Raw genomic sequence first — 16,517 nt, forward strand, 5'->3', positions numbered from 1 at the left:
TGTGGTGGGGAGTGGCCGCGGCCCTGCTGGCGAACGTCCTGTACAGCACCGGATTCGTCCTGGAGAAACGCGCGTTGGCGGCCCTGCCCGAGGTGGACATCCGCCGCCCGGCGCGGCTGCTGCGGCTGGTCCTCGGCAGCCCCCTGTGGATCGGCGGCTCGCTGGCCCTCGCCGCAGGCTTCGGCGCGCAGCTCGCCGTCTACCGCACCCTTCCGATCGCCGCGGCGCAGGGCATCTTCGTCTCCGGACTCGTCCTGCTGGTGCTGCTCTCCTCCCGGCTGCTCGGCGAGGAGACGACGGGCCGCGAACGCTACGCGCTCGGCGCGATCCTCGCCGCCCTGCTGATGGTCGTCCTGTCCCTGCGCGAGGGCTCCGACACGGTCAGCCGCGGCGCCCCCGCGCCCCTGATCCTCACGGTCTGTCTGCCGTCGCTCTCGCTCGGCGTGTGGCTGTACGGAGCCGCCGAGCGCCGCGCCAAGCACCGGCACCGCCTGCCGAGCACGGGCGTCGAGTACGGCGTGGCGGTGGGCCTGCTGTACGGGGTGAGCTCGCTCGCCATCAAGGGCGTGTCGAGCTATGTGACGACACGTGATCTGGGTGGGGCGGTGGTCGCACTGCTCCGCTCCCCGTACCCGTACCTCCTCCTCTTCACCGGCGCGTTCGGCCTGGTCATGTCGCAGGCGGCGCTGCAGCGCTGCCGGGCCTCGCTGATCGTGCCCGTCTGTACGACGGTGACCTGCCTGTTCACCGCCGTGCTCGGCACGCTCGCGTTCGGCGAGGCGCTGCCGCACGACCCGCTGCGCCTCGCGCTGCGGCTGGCGGGCACCGCCCTCGCGGTGTCCGTCCTGCTCGCCATGCCCAAGCACGACCAAGCACCCCAACCCCCCATCGGTGCCAAGGAGTTGACACCCCCATGAACCCCGACGACCCGCTGCTGAGGATCCTGGCCTGCCCGCTCGACAAGGGCCCGCTCCACCTGCTCGTACCGGACGAGTCGGTGGCGTCCGAGGAGGCCCTCTACAACCCGCGTCTGCACCGCCGTTACCCGATCGTCGACGGCATCCCGCAGCTGCTGCCGTCCTCCGGTGAGCAGGTCTCGGAGGACGAACACGAGGAGTTGCTGAAGCGGATGGCCCCATGACGGGACCAGCGACGAAAACCCTGGCCGCCCGCCTCGCCCCCTTCCTCCCCACCCGTCTGGTCGCCGCCGCCGCCCGGCTCGTCTACCCGCGCTTCGAACCCGAGCTGGCCCGGCTCGCCGACCTCTGTCCGCACGGCTGCGGCACGGCGGTGGATGTCGGCGGCTGGTACGGCCCCTGGACGCGCCGGCTGTCGGCCCGGGCCCGCCGCGTGGTGACCGTCGAACCGGTCCCCCACCTGGCCAGGCTGCTCTCCTCCGTCACTCCCGCGAACGTCCGCGTGATCCGTGCCGCCGTCTCCGACCACCAGGGCACGGCCCGGCTGTGGCTGCCCCCGGGCGACAAGGGTGACCGGGGCGTGTCCTCCCTGGTCCGCAGGGACATCCACGCCCGCGCGATGAAGGTCCCCTGCCTGACCCTCGACAGCCTGGACCTCCACGACGTCGGCTTCATCAAGATCGACGTGGACGGGAACGAGCTGGCGGTGCTGCGTGGCGCGCGGACCCTGCTGACCCGCGACCGCCCGGCCCTCTTCATCGAACTGGAGTCCCGTATCCAGCCGATCGCCCCGGTCGTCGCCCACCTCGCCCATCAGGGGTACGAGGGCTGGGTGCTGCCCGGCGCCACCTGGCTGCCCCTGTCCGTCTTCCCCTTGGAGGCCCACCAGGCCCAGACCTCGCACGTCGTCTCGCAAGGCCTGCTGCGCCGGGTGCTGCCGCCCCGCGGCCCTCGTTACGTCAACTCGGTTCTGTTCCTGCCGGACGGCCGCCGCCCGGGCGAGCGCCGCGTACGCGACGATGGACGCCATGCCCGCCAAGCGACCCGCTAGCCCGTTCACCCCCCTCGACTTCCAGCTGGTCCTGCTGCGCCGCATGGCCGACCACAACCCCGGCCTCGTCGAGGACGCCCGCCGCGAGCTGGGCGTCTCCATCGCCGACATGCGCGAGGCGAACCGCCGCTGGCAGGCGATGCTGCACGCCCCGCGTTCCCGCGCGGCCGTCTCCCGCTACCGCTCGATCCTCGGCGCCCCGGAGTCGGTCACCCCCCGCCAGATCGGCGACCTGGCCTGCGAGGCCCTGCTCTGGCCCGTCCCCCTCTGGCCCGACCTCCGCTTCGAGGTCCTGCTCGCGCCGAACGGCGTGGCCTGGAACGAGTGGCTGGTACGCGCCCCGGGCGCCCCGGGCCCTTCCCTGCGCACCCTCGACGACCTCACCCCCTGGTCCTGCACGGTCGACGAGGCCGCCCGCGCCTTCGCCCCCGCCCGCCCCCTGGAGGGCACGGCCCCGACGCGCTGGGGTCTGGCCTTCACGGCCCCGGACGCGTCGGGCGTACGACGGGAGTGCGCGGCGGAGTTCACCTGGGGGCTGCTGCAACGGGTGGCCGTCAAAGGGCAGCCGTCTTGAGGATCGCCTCCGCGACGACGGGCACCGACTCCGGGTGCAGCCAGAGGAAGAGATTCGGCTCGACCAGCTCCAGTTCCATCACCCGGGGCTCGCCGTCGTCGCCGTCGACGAGATCGACGCGGGCGTAGAGCACGGCGTCGGCGCCTCCCGGCACGGCGGCCAACGCGCGCTCGGCGACGGCCAGTTCGGCGGAGGTCGGCTGCCAGACCTCGAGCCGCGGATGCGGGACCTTGTCCCCGTCGAACGGCGTCCCGGGCTCCAGCACGGCCCCCTTCCGGCTGGCGTGCAGCAGCCGCCCACCGAAGAACTGGAGGGCCCGCTCACCACGGGCGTCGATGTTCTTCACATACGGCTGCACCATCGCGGTCAGCCCCTCCGCGTGCATCCGCGCGAGCTGCCGTACGGCCGTCTCCCGCTCCTCGGGCGCGTACCGGGCGGCGTAACGCGCCCCCGCCCCGGCAGTGGGCTTCACGACGAACTCATGGTCGTCGGGCAGCTCGACGGGATCCCCCGGCGCCAGATACCGGGTCGGCACGACCGGAACCCCTGCCGACGCCAGATCCCCGATGTACCGCTTGTCGGTGTTCCACCGCACCACCTGCGCCGGATTCGCGAGCCGCGTGAGCCCCGCACACCGCTCGGCCCACGCCACGAACTCCGCCACCCGCCAGCTGTAGTCCCAGGTCGACCGGATCAGGGCGAGGTCGAAGGCCCCCCAGTCGACCTCCGGGTCGTCCCAGTGGACGACGACAGCCTCGGCCCCGACCTCCCCCAGGGCCTCCACCAGCACCGGCAGATCGCGATCCGCGCTGGGCTCCTCCCCCGGGTCGTAGGTGACGAGCGCGACACGGACACGGGCGGCTGTGCGGGCCACGACGGACTCCATCCTCGTACGACTGTCTGCGGGGAGGCTAACCACCACCCGCGCAACCGCGGCAACCCATTTGACCTTCACCTTTGGTGAAGCCCCAGCATCGGTGGCGGCACGAGGAACGACGACCGGACCCAGGGGGTGGGCGCATGGACATGCTGACGATCGGGGCCTTCGCGAAGGCGTGCCGGCTGTCGCCGAAGGCGCTGCGGCTCTACGACGAGCTGGAGCTGCTGCGGCCCGCCCGGGTCGACCCGGAGACCGGATACCGGTACTACGCGGTCGGGCAGCTGGAGCAGGCACGGCTGGTGGCGTGGCTGCGGCGGCTCGGGATGCCCCTCGCCCGCATCCGCCGGGTGTGCGCCATGGCGCCGGGGCCGGCCGCGCGGGAGATCCGCGCCTACTGGGCCCAGGTCGAGGCCGAGACGGCCGCGCGCCGGGATCTGGCGGCGTTCCTCGTGGACCATCTCTCGCCGTCCCCCAGGAAGGACACCAGCATGCTGGAGCTTCGTTACTCCGCCCTCTCCGACACCGGCCTGGTCCGCAGCGCCAATCAGGACACGGCGTACGCGGGCGCCCGCGTCCTCGCCGTGGCCGACGGCTTCGGGCCGGGCGGGGCGCCCGCCAGTACGGCGGCGGTGGAGGCCCTCAAGTTCCTGGACGACGAGCCGCTCCCGGCGGGGAGTGTGCTCAATCTCCTTGAGGACGCCATCCAAGGCGCCACCCAGGCCGTTCGGGACATCGCCCCCGACCGGGAGGACTTCGGCACCACCCTCACCGCGATGGTGTGGACCGGCTCCCAGCTCGCGCTGGTCCACATCGGGGATTCGCGCGCGTATCTGCTGCGCGACGGCGAACTGTTCCGGATCACCCACGACCACACCGTGGTCCAGTCGATGATCGACGAGGGCCGGCTCACACCGGAGGAGGCCACCGCGCACCCCCAACGCGCCCTGCTCCTCAAGGCGTTGGGGATCGGAGCGAACGCCCCCGTACCCGACCTGCGACTGCACGACGCACGCCCGGGCGACCGTTACCTGCTCTGCTCGGACGGCCTCTCCCGCGTCGTACCGGACGAGGAGATCGCGCGGATCCTGGCCTCGAGTCCCGTACCGGAGGAGGCCGTTCGGGCCCTCGTCGGCGCGGCGAACGACTCCGGCGGGCCGGACAACGTGAGTTGTGTGGTGGCGGACGTGGTGGAGACCGCCACGGGCTGACTGTCCGGTTGGTTACGGGGCGGGCACGCTCTCCGCGGCCCCTGCCCCTGCCGCGGCCGCGCGCTCGCGGACCGTCCTGATGTCGTCGGTGTGGCGGAGGGCCTGGGAGACGGCCTCGATGCCGGCCAGCAGGTTCTCGATGTCCGGGCTGCCCAGGGGGGCGGTGGTGTCGTCCCCCCGGGAGCGGCGCTTGGTCTCGATGGCGTCCTGGATCGTCACGGCGTGGGCGAGCGGCCTCGCCCGGCCGGCGTCGCGGCTCAGGGCGACGGCCGCGTCGTACGCGCGTCGGTCCAGGTCCTCGTCGATGTACCGGGCGAGGTGGAGCAGCGCGTCCCGGATGAAGGTTTCGCGGCGTGTCAGGCGCAGTTCGGGGCTGGCCCTCAGTTTGAAGGGGACGCGGCCGCCGGTGACGGTGCGCGTCAGCCGGTACAGGCGCCCCAGGCGCCAGTGGCTGAGCCGGGTGCGCGCACGGCGCTGCAGGTACTGGCCGGCGTTCGGCAGGATGAACCCCGCCGCGATCAGGATGGCGGAGACACAGGCGACGGGCGGCGACAGGTCGGTGCTCAGCCAGTCCAGGTCGTGGCCGGTCCAGCGGGAGAAGACGGCCGTGATCTTGGAGCCGTCGTAGAGCAGGTTCATCGCGTAGCCGACGCCCAGGAGCTTCAGACCGGTGCGCAGCCATACGTCGAGTCCGTCGGTGCGGATCCAGTTCCGGATCAGCCGGTAGGTGATCAGGCAGGCCACGGTGTGCGCGAGCAGGTAGAGCACGATCTCTTCGCGCATGAAGGCGGTGGTGGCGTAGTACGTGTCGAGGTCCCGCACCCGCTCGACAGGGGCGTCGGCGAGCGCGAACAGCACCCACAGCGCGACGATCACGCCCGAGTAGACGCTCACCACCCATCGCGTGGCGTGGCGGGTCGTCTCCGAGCGGTCGGAGATGCCGTTGCGCCAGGCGGTGATCAGCAGGAGACAGGATCCGCCGAACGCGGTGATGAGGCTGTAGACCAGCGGTGCCGAGATGTTCGGAACGCCGGTGACGCGGTTGGTCCAGCCGATGGTCGGCGGTGCCGCGAAGACGAAGACGCCGCAGGCGAGGACGAGCAGGCCGCCGACCGCCCTGAGCAGCGGATCCTTCCAGAGCTTGATGATGCTGGGCAGTTTGATCGCGAGAGCGGCGGTCAGCACCGCCGCCGGTATCCAGAAGGAGATGTACAGGCCGTCGAAGAAGCGGGAGGGATCCATCGCCCGTCAGTCCTTCAGTCCTGGGGTCCGCGGTAGCCGAGGGACGCCTGGATGGCGCGGCCCACCGGGTCCACGGGTCCCCGGTTACCGGGGCCGGTCACCCAGGAGCGGAAGACGCTGGCGAGGTGCAGCCCGAAGTCCTCGGCCTCCGCCTCGTCGGCTTCATGGGATCCGTTGCGGGCGGCGACGGTGAGGGCGATCTCCTGCCAGTCGGGGCTGTCGGACAGGGCGGTGGCGGCTGCGGCCGCGCGATTTCTTTCGAGGTGATGGTCGCGGTGCCCCTGGGTCATGTGCCACAACTCATGACCCAGGATGACGAGTTTCTGCACCGTCTCCGCGCGCTCCTCGATGATGACGAGGTCGAAGTCGTGGAACTCCATCCACAGACCGGTGACCTCGATCTCTTCGGGGAAGCGCTCGAAGCGGAGCTGGACGGGGCGCCCGTCGCGGCGCCTGCTCATCTCCGCGCACAGCGCGTCCGCCAACTCCCGTACGTCGACCGGGGTGTCGACCCGCTTCCGCAGGACGCGGCTGAGCTCGACGGCGAGGGCGCGCATCTCGGACTCGGCCCGGTGCGGGCGCAAGCCCGCGGCGAGCTTCCGGACGGTGGCGACCAGCTTCATCGTTCCGCCTCCTCGCCGCTCAGCAGCGATTCGAGCATGAGCGCGAGCACCTCCTGCTTGCGGGGGGTCAGCCGCTTGCCCCGCAGGGCCAGCGTGACCACTCCGTGCTTGATCGTGAACTTGAGCAGCGGCCCGTCTTCCCCACTGCCTTCAAGCTCCTGAAGGGTGTGTTGAAGCGCCCCGTTCAGGGCGACGGCGGCCGGATCGGTGAAGAACTTCGTGCCCTGGTGAATCTGAAAGAACTCGGCGAGCCGGGTGAGGTCCGGCACGTTCGGCATCTTGTCGCCGTTGAGCAGGGAGCGGGCCCACTTGTCGCTGATCCCGAGCCGGGCGGCGACCTCCCGGCACACATCGGCTGGCCGCTTCCCGCTCTCCGCGAGATACGCCTCGTACAGCGCGCGCACGCGCCCCCGGATCCGGTCGTCCACCTTGTCGTCGCGCGGCGCCTCGCCGGCGAGCAGGGCCCGGATCTCCCCCTCGGGCACGGCCGTCCGCCCCGACAGGGCACGCGCGTCGAGAACTTCGTCCCGATCCAGGCTCTTCGCGGCGATCAGCGCGTCGAGACGCGCGAGCGTCTCGACAAGAGGCAGCGGGGACTCACTCACGGGGACTCACTCACCAAGGGGCTCCTGGCAGTTGACTCATCAAGTTGTCGCACTGATGGCCGAGACTACGTGGCCGACCCGCCCCGCGCCACGCTTTCCGAACGATCGTTCCCGCTCCGGGAACGATCGTTGCCGGCGGACGCGCGCCACCGCATGTCCCTGGACACCGATCTGCTCAAGATCGAGGTACTGGACAGCGGCGACGGCACCCCGAGAGTCCGCGAGCCCGACCTCGAGGGGTGCTTCGGCCGAGGGCTCTACCTGGTCCGGGAGTTGGCCGATGAGTTCGGCGTCATCGAGCACAGCCCGGGCAAGACCGTTTGGGCCGTCTGCAAAGTTGCGGTAGGCCGGGACACCGAGCACCCGGTCACCTGAAGGAGCCCGCCAACACCGCGCACAGCGCGTCGAGGGCCGCGGGGTACGCGCGTTCGGAAGGAGCCGCGAAGCCGATCAGCAGACCCCCGGGGCTGTCGGCGGGGTCGTGGTGGAGTTCGGTGAGCCCGCGCAAGGCCAGGCCTCGGTCGGCGCACGCGGTCAGGAGGTCGGCCTCGGTAGGGCCTGCGTGCGGCAGACTGACCAAGGTGTGCAGGCCCGCCGGGACACCGTGGGGTGTGAGGGCAGGGTGCGCGGACAGGTGGGCGATCAGGAGCTCGCGGCGTCTGCGGTAGCGCAGGCGGGCGGCGCGGATGTGGCGGTCGTACGCGTGCGTGGCGATGAAGTCGGCCATGACCAGCTGCCCCAGCGTCTCGGTGTACAGGTCGTCCTCCTCCTTGGCCCGGACGACCGGGGCCACCAGGTCCGGCGGCAGCACGGTCCAGGCCAGGCGGAGGGCGGGGCCGAGCGTCTTGGACGTCGTACCGCAGTACGCGACGTGCTCGGGCGCGAGGCTCTGGAGGGCGCCGACCGGGCGGCGGTCGTAGCGGAACTCGCCGTCGTAGTCGTCCTCGACGATCAGCCCGCCGGCGGCGCGGGCCCAGGCGCAGACGGCCTGGCGGCGGCTCGGATGCAGGGGCACGCCGGTCGGGTAGTGGTGCGAGGGAGTGAGGAAGACCGCGTCGGTACCGACGGCCAAGGCCCCGGTGTCCGCGCCTTGCGCGTCTACGGGCAGCGCGTACGGGGTGAGGCCCGCGCGGCGGACCGTGTCCCGGTAGAAGTCGTGGCCGGGGTCTTCGAGGGCGGCGACGTCGCGGCCTTCGGCCAGGAGCACCCGGCAGAGCAGCTGGACCGTCTGGTAGTAGCCGGAGGTGATCACGATCCGGTCGGGGGTGGTCAGGACACCTCGGGTGCGGCCCAGGTAGTCGGCGAGTGCGGCGCGCAGTTCGATACGGCCCTGGGGGTCGCCGGGGCCGTACGCCTCGGGCCGGGCCCGGTCCAGGACGCGGCGCGTGGCGGCGAGCCAGCCGCGCGCGGGGAAGGCGCTGAGGTCCGGGCGGCCGGGGCGCAGGTCGTGGCGTATTCGACCGCCTGGCCGGATGCTCTGCGGGGGTTCGGGCCGTGGCGCGCGCGCCACGTCGGCGACCCGGGTCGCGGCCCCCGGCCGGGTGATCACGTACCCCTGCTCGGCGAGTTGGTCGTACGCGGCGCTGACGGTTCCGCGTGATAGGCCCAGCTCCTGCGCGAGCCCCCGTGTCGAGGGCAACGGCGTGCCCGCCGTCAGCCGTCCGGCGCGTATCGCCTCGCGCAGCGCCGCCTCGAGACGGGCACGGCGACCGCCCTCCGCCGCGAGGTCGAGGTGCAGGTCGAGTCGCGAACTGGACCAGTTTTCGGGCATGAGACTGGATCTTATTCGTGGTCCGGATCGCCTCTACGTTTATGGCATGACCTACCGAATCCCGAAAGGACTCCCGCGGTGATCGTGATCGCCCACGTCAGCGACCTCCACATCGACAGCGGGCAGCGCAGCATCGAGCGTGCCGAGGCTGTCATGGCGTACCTCGAAGACCTCCCGCACGATCTGGACGCCGTCCTCGTCACGGGCGACATCGCGGACCACGGCCTGCCGTCCGAGTACGAAGAGGCCCGCCGACTCCTCACGTCCCGGCACCCCGTCCTGGTCTGCCCCGGCAACCACGACGAACGCGCCGCGTTCCGCGAGCACTTGCTCGGCGGCCCGGCCACGCCCGGACCGCTGAATCAGGTCCACCACGCGCCCGGCTTCACCCTCGCCCTGTGCGACTCGTCGGTACCGGGCAAGGACCACGGCCAGCTGGACGACGAGACACTGGCCTGGCTGGACGAGGTCCTGACGCAGGCCACGACCCCGGTCCTGGTCGCCTTCCACCATCCCCCGGCGACCCTCAACACCCCGTACGTCGACGGCATCCGGATGTTCGACGAGCATCGGCTCGCCGGGCTGGCCGGCCGTCACCCCCGCCTCGTCGCGTTCCTGGCGGGACATGCCCACACGCCCGCGGCCACCACCTTCGCGGGGCTCCCGCTTCTGGTGGCCCCCGGCGTCGTCTCCACCCTCCGCCTCCCGTGGGAACACCGGGCGCACGCGGAGGACCACGTCCACCTCGATCTCCCGCCCGCGCTCGCGTTCCATGTGCTGGACGCGGACGGGAGACTGACGACCCACTACCGGAGCGTCATCGGGTAGATCGTGCCGTCGGCCCCGACCCACCTCCGTACCGTGGGCGAACCGGCGCCCGCACCCGGGCACGGCCTCACGGATACGGTGGAGACGGTGCCCCATGGAGAGCTCCCTACTGGCAAGGAGTACGCGTGTCCTCCCTCTTTCCGGCCCTGGTGGGCGGTTCGGTCGCGGAGCGGTCCGCGCTGCGGTTCGGTGATCGGTCCCTGACGTACGCGGAGCTCGCCGCCTCGGCGGGTGGGCTGGCCGGGCGGCTCGGCGGTGCCGGGAGGGTCGCCGTGTGGGCGACGCCGACCCTGGAGACGGCCGTCAGTGTGGTGGCCGCGCTGCTCGCCGGGGTGCCGGCCGTGCCGCTCAACCCGAAGTCGGGGGAGGGCGAGCTGGGGCACATCCTGTCCGACAGCGCGCCGAGCGTGGTGCTCTGCGGCCCCGGGGACGACCTTCCGGACGCCCTGAAGGGGCTGGAGCGGATCGACGTCCAGGCGTACAGCCCTGGATCGGCCGTGCCGCCCGCCGAGGCCGACCCCGCGGCCCCCGCCCTGATCGTCTACACCTCCGGCACCACCGGCCCGCCCAAGGGCGCCGTCATCCCGCGTCGCTCGATCGCCTCGACCCTGGACGCGCTGGCCGAGGCCTGGCAGTGGACGGGCGACGACGTGCTCGTGCACGGGCTGCCGCTGTTCCATGTGCACGGCCTGATCCTGGGCATCCTGGGACCGCTGCGGCGCGGCGGGTCCGTACGGCATCTGGGGCGGTTCAGCGCCGAGGGCGTGGCGCGGGAGCTGAACGACGGGGCGACGATGCTGTTCGGGGTGCCGACGATGTACCACCGGCTCGCGGAGGCGCTCGGCGAGGACGCGGAGCTGGCCAAGGCGCTCGGCCGGGCGCGGCTCCTCGTGTCGGGTTCCGCCGCGCTGCCCGTGCACGACCACGAGCGGATCACGGCCGCGACCGGGCGCAGGGTCATCGAGCGATACGGCATGACGGAGACGCTGATGAACACGAGTGTCCGGGCGGACGGTGCGTCGCGGCCCGGCACCGTCGGGGTGCCGCTGCCCGGCGTCGATCTGCGGCTCGTCGAGGAGGACGGGACGACGATCGCCGGGTACGACACCGACGGCGCCCCCACCGGCGCGTACGACGGGGAGAGCGTCGGCGAGATCCAGGTCCGCGGACCGAACCTCTTCTCCGAGTATCTGAACCGGCCCGACGCCACCGCCGCCGCGTTCACCGAGGACGGCTGGTTCCGCACCGGCGACATGGCGGTCATCGACCCCGACGGCTCCGTCCGCATCGTCGGCCGCAAGGCCACCGACCTGATCAAGAGCGGCGGCTACAAGATCGGCGCCGGGGAGATCGAGAACGCGCTGCTCGAGCATCCGGCGGTGCGCGAGGCCGCCGTCACCGGTGAGCCCGACGACGACCTCGGCGAGCGGATCGTGGCCTGGGTGGTGCCGCAGGGCGACCTCGACACCGCCGCCCTCGGCCCGGAACTCTCCGACCACGTGGCCCGCCGCCTCTCCCCGCACAAACGACCGCGCGTCGTGCACTTCCTGCGGTCCCTGCCGCGCAACGACATGGGCAAGATCCTGAAGCGGGCGCTGACACGTGACTGAGCGCATCTCGGCCCGCGCCGCCCTCGCACTGATCACGGACGGCTTCACCGAACTCCCCTCCCCCAAGGGCGAGTTCAAGCCGAACGGTCCACTGGACTGGCAGGGTTACGACGCCTCGCGCGCCCGTGCCGCCGCCCGCACCGGCGAGGAGGAGTCCGTCGTCTGCGCCACCGCGACCGTCGGCGACACCCCCGCCGTACTGATCGCCTTCGAGTTCGGCTTCCTCGGCGGCTCGCTCGGCGAGGGCACCGGCGACCGCCTCGAGGCGGCGTACACCCACGCCCGCGAGCACCGCCTCCCCGTCGTCTCGCTCGTCGCCACGGGCGGCAGCCGGATGCAGGAGGGCATGCTCGCGCTCACCCAACTCCAGCGTGTGGCCCGGCAGTCGGCGCTCACGCGCGAGGCCGGGCTCGCACAGATCGCCGTGATACGGGACCCGACGACGGGCGGCGGCTGGGCCACGCTGGGCGCGGGCGCCGACGTGACGCTGGCGCTGCCCGGCGCCCAGGTGGGCTTCGCGGGATCCCGGGTCCGCCCGCCCGACGCGGACCCGGCCGCGTACACGGCCGAGGCCCAGCTGGCGGCGGGCGCGGTGGACGCCGTCGTACGGCCGGAGGAGCTGCGGGACGCGCTGGCGCTGTGGCTGGACCTGCTCACCAGGCCTTCGGGCGAGGCCGCGCCTGTCCCGGCCGCCCTGGGCTCACCCGATCTCCCGGCCACCGGCTGGGACGCCGTCCAGCGCGCCCGATCCCCCGAACGCCCCCGCGCCCAGGCCTACTTGGACGCGTACTTCACCCGCCGGGCGGCCATCAGCGGTGACCGCTGCTGCGGCACCGACGACGGCATGCTGTGCGGCTTCGGCCGCGCGCACGACGGGCGGACCATCGCCTACGCCGCCCAGTGCGGGACCGCGACCCGTCCCGCCGGATACCGCACCGCCGCCCGGCTGATCCGTCTCGCGGGCCGACTCGGCATCCCCGTACTGACGTTGGTGGACACCCCGGGTGCCGCGAACGACGCGGACGCGGAGCGGCAGGGCGCGGGTGCCGCGATCGCGGACCTGTTCGCCGCGGTGGCCACCGCCCGCACGCCGGTCACCACGCTGGTGATCGGCGAGGGCGGCTCGGGCGGCGCACTCGCGCTGGCCGCACCCGGCAACACCTGGGCCACGCCGGACAGTTACTTCTCGGTCATCGCGCCGGAGCTCGCGGCCGCGATCCTGAAGCGGACCCCGGGGGATGTCGAAGCGACGGCCGACCAACTCCGCATCCGTCCCCAGGACTTGCTGCGCCTGGGGGTGATCCGGGGCATCGCGGAAAACCCCGGCAGGTGAACGAAGCGGACAGCCCCAGCAGGTGAACGAAGCGGACAGCCCCAGCAAGTGAACGGAGCTGACAGCCCCCGCCAAGTGAACAGAACGGCGGCGCCGGCTCCCCCTCCCAAGGAAAGCCGGCGCCGCCCGCACACAGGGGCCGGTTACCGCACGCCCACCGCGCGGATGATCTCCTGGCTCACCGACCCGCCCTGGTCGTCCTTGGCCGAGGCCCGCAGCGAGATGAACTCGGCGCCGCGCGGCACGCTCAGCATCCCCTGCCAGGACGCCGCTCCGCCCGAGAGCGGGACCGGCTTCCAGCTCTTCCCGTCGTCGTACGACACCTCCAGCTTGCCGTCGCCGATGGTCCCGGTGTCCGGCGCGCCCTTCACGTACTCGGCGTGGATCCCCACCGGCATCCGGCTGCCGCCGCGCACATCGCCCGCGAGGTCGGTGTCGACGTCGTAGCCGAGGTTGAGGAGCGGCAGGAAGGTGAAGTGGTCCTCGGGGGTGGCCGCCGATCTGACGGTCCACTCGGAGTGGCCCTTCGTGGACAGCTTCCAGCGGTCCGCGTCCAAGGTCGTGTCCGTGACCACCTTGTACGTGTGCTCGTCGGCGGGCGCGTCCCAGACGTACGCACCCGAGCTCATCCGCCGGTCGACCAGCGCACCGTCCTGGTACACCTCCGTGAACTGGGTCATCCCGGTGTCGTCGCTCCACACATCGCCGAAGCCGGTGTGGTCGGGCCCGGAGTCGCCCCAGCCGGGCGTGTTGAACTGGATCTGGTTGCCGGCGCGCTGCTGACCCCAGCCGAGTCCGGTGCCGAGCCACGGGTGCCAGACGGGCTTGAACCAGTCGAGGGTCGCGTGCTTGCCGCCCCGGTAGGTGATCAGTCCGCTGCGTTCCTCCAGCGTGCCCGGCCCGACGGCGACGGACTCGTGCCACAACTGCCCGGCGCCCGTGGAGACGTAGTCGGTCCGCTCGGCCGGGTAGTCGATCCGCTCCTGGAAGCCGATGCCGATGGGGAAGGCGTCGGTGATCGAGTAGCGGAACTCGCCGCCCGACACGGGCTTCACCGCGTGGAACTTGGTGTCCAGCACGGCGAGTTCGCCCTTGCCGGGCTCGTACGTGAGGTCACCGCGCGGAATGGCTCCCGCGTGGCCCTCCGAAAGGTCGTACACATACGGGGTGTTGCGCGTCCCGGTCATGTCGACGCTTCTGATCGCCCGCAGCCGTGCCGCGTCCGCCGCGTTCACCGTGGCGATCTGCAGCGGCCGGTCCGCGTTGTCGTCCGTGCCGAACCAGGCGTTGAGCCGCCCGGCCGTGTCGTCGGTGACGAACAGGGCCTTGGCGCCCGCGTCCTGGGCGGCCTGGGCGAGCGCTGCGGGTTCGACGCCGTCGGCCAGCCGGGCCAGAACGGCCTTGCCGCGCACGTCCTCACCGGCGAAGACACCGTCCCGGACAACGACCAGCGGCAGCTTGCTGCGCCCCTCGATCAGCGTGCCGCCCGGCTGGACGACCGCCTCGCCGATGCCCTCGACCTCCAGCAGCGGCTTCCCGAGCCGCCACACCGTCCGGTACTCGAAACTGCCCTTCGTGACCTTCGCGGTCGGGGCGGCGAAGACACTGTCGTACTCGACGGGCACCTGCACGGCGCCGAACAGGTCGGAGCCGCCCGCGTTCCGGTCGTACTCCATCAGCAGCTGCCGGGTCTCGGTGCGCCGGTCGACCTTCGCCCTGACCTCCTTCAACTGCCGCCCGTCCAGGGTGACTTCACGATCGTGGTCAAGCGTGATCTCGGGCGCCGCGAGGAAGCCGAGCCCGAGCGAGTCCGCGCCATGGCTGCCGTGCACGTCGAGGAAGGAGGTGAGGCTGTACGTCCCCGGCTTCAGGCGGAGCTTCAGGGTGCCGGAGTCGCCGACCGGCGCGGGGTACGGGTCGACGCCCTCGGCGAGCTCCTGGACGACGAGGTTGGCGGCGGTGGCGGCGCCCTCCCGGTCCTTGACGTGGACGGTGAGCGTGTACCGCTCCTCCTCCTTGACCAGCCCGAACGCGGTGTGCGCGACGGGCGTACCGGCCACCGATGCGACGATCTGCCCGGACGTGTTGCCCACGGGCGCCTTCGAGCCGTCGCCCGTCACCGTCGTGGAGGCGGTGCCGTGCGCGGGCACGGTGAGCGTGGAGTCGGCGAGGGTCGCGACACCGTCGGCGGCGCCCTGCACAACGAGGCTCACCTCGACGGCGGAATCAGTGGAGTTGGAGTAGGTCAGGGTCTTCGTGACGGGCTTGTTGTCCTCGTACGGCCAGCTGTAGAAGCCGAGGTCGGCGCTGCCCGTAGCGGTCACCGCGGAGTCGATGGCATCCGGCACGCTCACCCGTCCGGAGCCCAGCACATAGGCGGACGCGTCGAGTTGCTTCGACGTCGACATCAGCGCGTCCTTGAGCCGGGCGCCGGTCCAGTCGGGGTGCTTCTCGGCGAGCAGCGCGGCCACGCCCGCGACGTGCGGTGTCGCCATCGACGTACCGCTCATGGAGGTGTAGTAGCCGCTGCCGCCGACGAGCCCGGATCGGGCGGCGAGGATGTCGACCCCCGGGGCCGCGAGGTCGGGCTTGAGGGCGTTGTCGCCGTAGCGGGGCCCGGCGCTGGTGAAGTAGGCGGCCTGGTCCTCCGCGTCCACCGCGCCGACGGTCAGCGCGGAGTCGGCGGCGCCGGGCGAGCCGATGGAGGAGGGGGCACCGGTGTTTCCGGCGGCTATGACGAAGAGGGCGCCGGTCTCCTTGGACAGGGTGTTGACCGCCTCGGCCATGGGATCGGTGCCGTCGCCGGCCTCGGTCGAGCCGAGACTCATGGAGATCACCTTGGCGTGCACCTCGCGCGCGGCCCACTCCATCCCGGCGATGATCTGCGACTCGCTGCCCGAGCCCTGGTCGCTGAGCACCTTGCCGACGGCGAGCGTGGCGCCGGGCGCCACACCCCGCTCCTTGCCGTCGGAGGCGGCGCCGCTGCCGACGACGGTCGACGTGACGTGGGTGCCGTGCCCGTTGCGGTCGGCGACCTCCTGTCCGTCGATGAAGCTCTTGGTCTGCGCGACCCGGTCGGTCAGATCGGGGTGGCCGGTGTCGACGCCGGTGTCGAGGACGGCGACCGTGACGCCCTTCCCGGTGAGCCCGGCCTCCCAGGCCTTCGGCGTGCCGATCTGCGCGTTGGACTCGGCCATGTCGGCCTTGACGCGCCCGTCGAGCCAGACCTTGCCGATGCCCTCCTGCCGGGTCATGGCCCGCCAGAACGTCCGCCCCTTGTCCGCGTCGACGGCGGCACCGCGAATGCTCGGCAGCGCGCGTGTCTTCTCGGCTCCGCGCGGAGTGGCCGTGCGCGCCTTCGGGTCGTACGTCACGATCAGCGGCAGCTCGTCCGTCTTCTGGTCGGTGAGCCCCTGCCGTATCAGCTCACTCACGTCGAACAGCCGCCGGTCCAGGGTGCCCGCCCGCAGATACGGCAGCGCCTCGTCCGGTACGACGGTGACGGCGCCGTTCGCGACCTGTGTGCGCACGGCGCCGGTGGCCCCCTCGGGCCGCTCGACGCCGACCGTCTTCTTGCCTCCGCCGAGGTCGGTGACGGTCACCTTGTCGCCGGTGACGAGGGTGACGGTGCGGGCGGCGGAGGCGGCCCGGGTCGACGCCGAACCGGCCCCTTGCGCGCCCGCCTGCCCCGTTGGCAGCAGGGCGAGCACGAGCCCGGCCGACAACAGCGCGGCCGCGTGTCTCGCTGGTCCTCTGGTCATTCGTGCCCTCTCTTCGTCGGCGCCGGCTCTGGTGCTGCGAAGAGTGTCGGGGGGCTTGTGCTGCGCGGGAGTTGACGGGACCTGGCGGGAACGCGCCCTGGCGGCTTCCCGCCA

Annotated in this window: 15 protein-coding genes; 9 read left to right on the top strand and 6 right to left on the bottom strand. The window is 72.2% G+C overall.

What is annotated here, in order from left to right:
- Positions 1–11: 11 nt before the first annotated feature.
- Genes ACFY0T_RS04265 through ACFY0T_RS04280 form a run of 4 tightly spaced genes read left to right on the top strand, consistent with a single transcriptional unit; the run spans position 12 to position 2,542 of the window.
- The gene (locus ACFY0T_RS04265) at positions 12–917 is read left to right on the top strand and encodes a hypothetical protein (protein ID WP_388864747.1); all 906 of its coding nucleotides are present in this window, start codon (positions 12–14) and stop codon (positions 915–917) included.
- Entirely contained in the window at positions 914–1,141 is a 228-nt protein-coding gene (locus tag ACFY0T_RS04270; protein WP_388864466.1) for a Trm112 family protein, read from the top strand. Before ACFY0T_RS04265 ends, ACFY0T_RS04270 begins: the two co-directional genes overlap by 4 nt.
- Positions 1,138–1,968 carry an FkbM family methyltransferase gene (locus tag ACFY0T_RS04275; RefSeq protein ID WP_388864467.1) on the top strand — a complete coding sequence of 277 codons (831 nt, stop codon included), beginning with the start codon at positions 1,138–1,140 and terminating at the stop codon, positions 1,966–1,968. The genes ACFY0T_RS04270 and ACFY0T_RS04275 overlap by 4 nt, the downstream gene beginning before the upstream one ends.
- Positions 1,937–2,542 (top strand): hypothetical protein, encoded by a 606-nt coding sequence (locus tag ACFY0T_RS04280; protein ID WP_388864468.1) that lies wholly within the window; start codon positions 1,937–1,939, stop codon positions 2,540–2,542. The genes ACFY0T_RS04275 and ACFY0T_RS04280 overlap by 32 nt, the downstream gene beginning before the upstream one ends.
- Here ACFY0T_RS04280 and ACFY0T_RS04285 read toward each other — a convergent pair.
- On the bottom strand, positions 2,523–3,428 hold the full coding sequence (locus ACFY0T_RS04285; RefSeq protein WP_388864469.1) for a RimK family alpha-L-glutamate ligase: 906 nt from the start codon (positions 3,426–3,428) through the stop codon (positions 2,523–2,525). The two genes, ACFY0T_RS04280 and ACFY0T_RS04285, sit on opposite strands and share 20 nt — an antisense overlap.
- A gap of 134 nt (positions 3,429–3,562) precedes the next feature.
- Between ACFY0T_RS04285 and ACFY0T_RS04290 the strand changes: the two genes are divergently transcribed.
- Positions 3,563–4,630 (top strand): MerR family transcriptional regulator, encoded by a 1,068-nt coding sequence (locus tag ACFY0T_RS04290; RefSeq protein WP_388864470.1) that lies wholly within the window; start codon positions 3,563–3,565, stop codon positions 4,628–4,630.
- 12 nt (positions 4,631–4,642) lie between these two features.
- Here the strand turns inward: ACFY0T_RS04290 and ACFY0T_RS04295 are convergent, their stop codons facing one another.
- The 3 genes from ACFY0T_RS04295 to ACFY0T_RS04305 are packed head-to-tail and all read right to left on the bottom strand — an operon-like array spanning position 4,643 to position 7,100.
- Positions 4,643–5,872: an MAB_1171c family putative transporter gene (locus ACFY0T_RS04295; RefSeq protein ID WP_388864471.1), complete on the bottom strand. Its 1,230-nt coding sequence runs from the start codon at positions 5,870–5,872 to the stop codon at positions 4,643–4,645.
- A 14-nt stretch (positions 5,873–5,886) separates the two neighbouring features.
- Positions 5,887–6,495, bottom strand: a complete 609-nt coding sequence (locus ACFY0T_RS04300; protein WP_388864472.1) for a toxin-antitoxin system, toxin component family protein — start codon at positions 6,493–6,495, stop codon at positions 5,887–5,889.
- Positions 6,492–7,100, bottom strand: a complete 609-nt coding sequence (locus ACFY0T_RS04305; RefSeq protein WP_388864473.1) for a transcriptional regulator — start codon at positions 7,098–7,100, stop codon at positions 6,492–6,494. Before ACFY0T_RS04305 ends, ACFY0T_RS04300 begins: the two co-directional genes overlap by 4 nt.
- Before the next feature lie 153 nt (positions 7,101–7,253).
- On the opposite strand from ACFY0T_RS04305, the gene ACFY0T_RS04310 reads away from it, so the two are divergent.
- Positions 7,254–7,475 (top strand): ATP-binding protein, encoded by a 222-nt coding sequence (locus ACFY0T_RS04310; RefSeq protein ID WP_388864474.1) that lies wholly within the window; start codon positions 7,254–7,256, stop codon positions 7,473–7,475.
- Here ACFY0T_RS04310 and ACFY0T_RS04315 read toward each other — a convergent pair.
- A complete protein-coding gene (locus ACFY0T_RS04315) occupies positions 7,468–8,871 on the bottom strand; it encodes a PLP-dependent aminotransferase family protein (RefSeq protein ID WP_388864475.1) in 1,404 nt (467 codons plus the stop codon). The two genes, ACFY0T_RS04310 and ACFY0T_RS04315, sit on opposite strands and share 8 nt — an antisense overlap.
- 78 nt (positions 8,872–8,949) lie before the next feature.
- On the opposite strand from ACFY0T_RS04315, the gene ACFY0T_RS04320 reads away from it, so the two are divergent.
- The 3 genes from ACFY0T_RS04320 (at position 8,950) to ACFY0T_RS04330 (ending at position 12,642) form a co-directional block, all read left to right on the top strand.
- On the top strand, positions 8,950–9,699 hold the full coding sequence (locus tag ACFY0T_RS04320) for a metallophosphoesterase (protein ID WP_388864476.1): 750 nt from the start codon (positions 8,950–8,952) through the stop codon (positions 9,697–9,699).
- A 125-nt stretch (positions 9,700–9,824) separates the two neighbouring features.
- Complete coding sequence (locus ACFY0T_RS04325) at positions 9,825–11,309, top strand: acyl-CoA synthetase (protein WP_388864477.1); 1,485 nt, start codon at positions 9,825–9,827, stop codon at positions 11,307–11,309.
- Positions 11,302–12,642, top strand: coding sequence for a carboxyl transferase domain-containing protein (locus tag ACFY0T_RS04330; protein WP_388864478.1), 1,341 nt, complete (start codon positions 11,302–11,304; stop codon positions 12,640–12,642). The genes ACFY0T_RS04325 and ACFY0T_RS04330 overlap by 8 nt, the downstream gene beginning before the upstream one ends.
- Before the next feature lie 143 nt (positions 12,643–12,785).
- Here ACFY0T_RS04330 and ACFY0T_RS04335 read toward each other — a convergent pair whose 3' ends face one another.
- Positions 12,786–16,403: a S8 family serine peptidase gene (locus ACFY0T_RS04335; protein WP_388864479.1), complete on the bottom strand. Its 3,618-nt coding sequence runs from the start codon at positions 16,401–16,403 to the stop codon at positions 12,786–12,788.
- Between the last annotated feature and the right edge of the window lie 114 nt (positions 16,404–16,517).

This window comes from Streptomyces sp. NPDC001530, assembly GCF_042894545.1.
GTDB lineage: Bacteria > Actinomycetota > Actinomycetes > Streptomycetales > Streptomycetaceae > Streptomyces.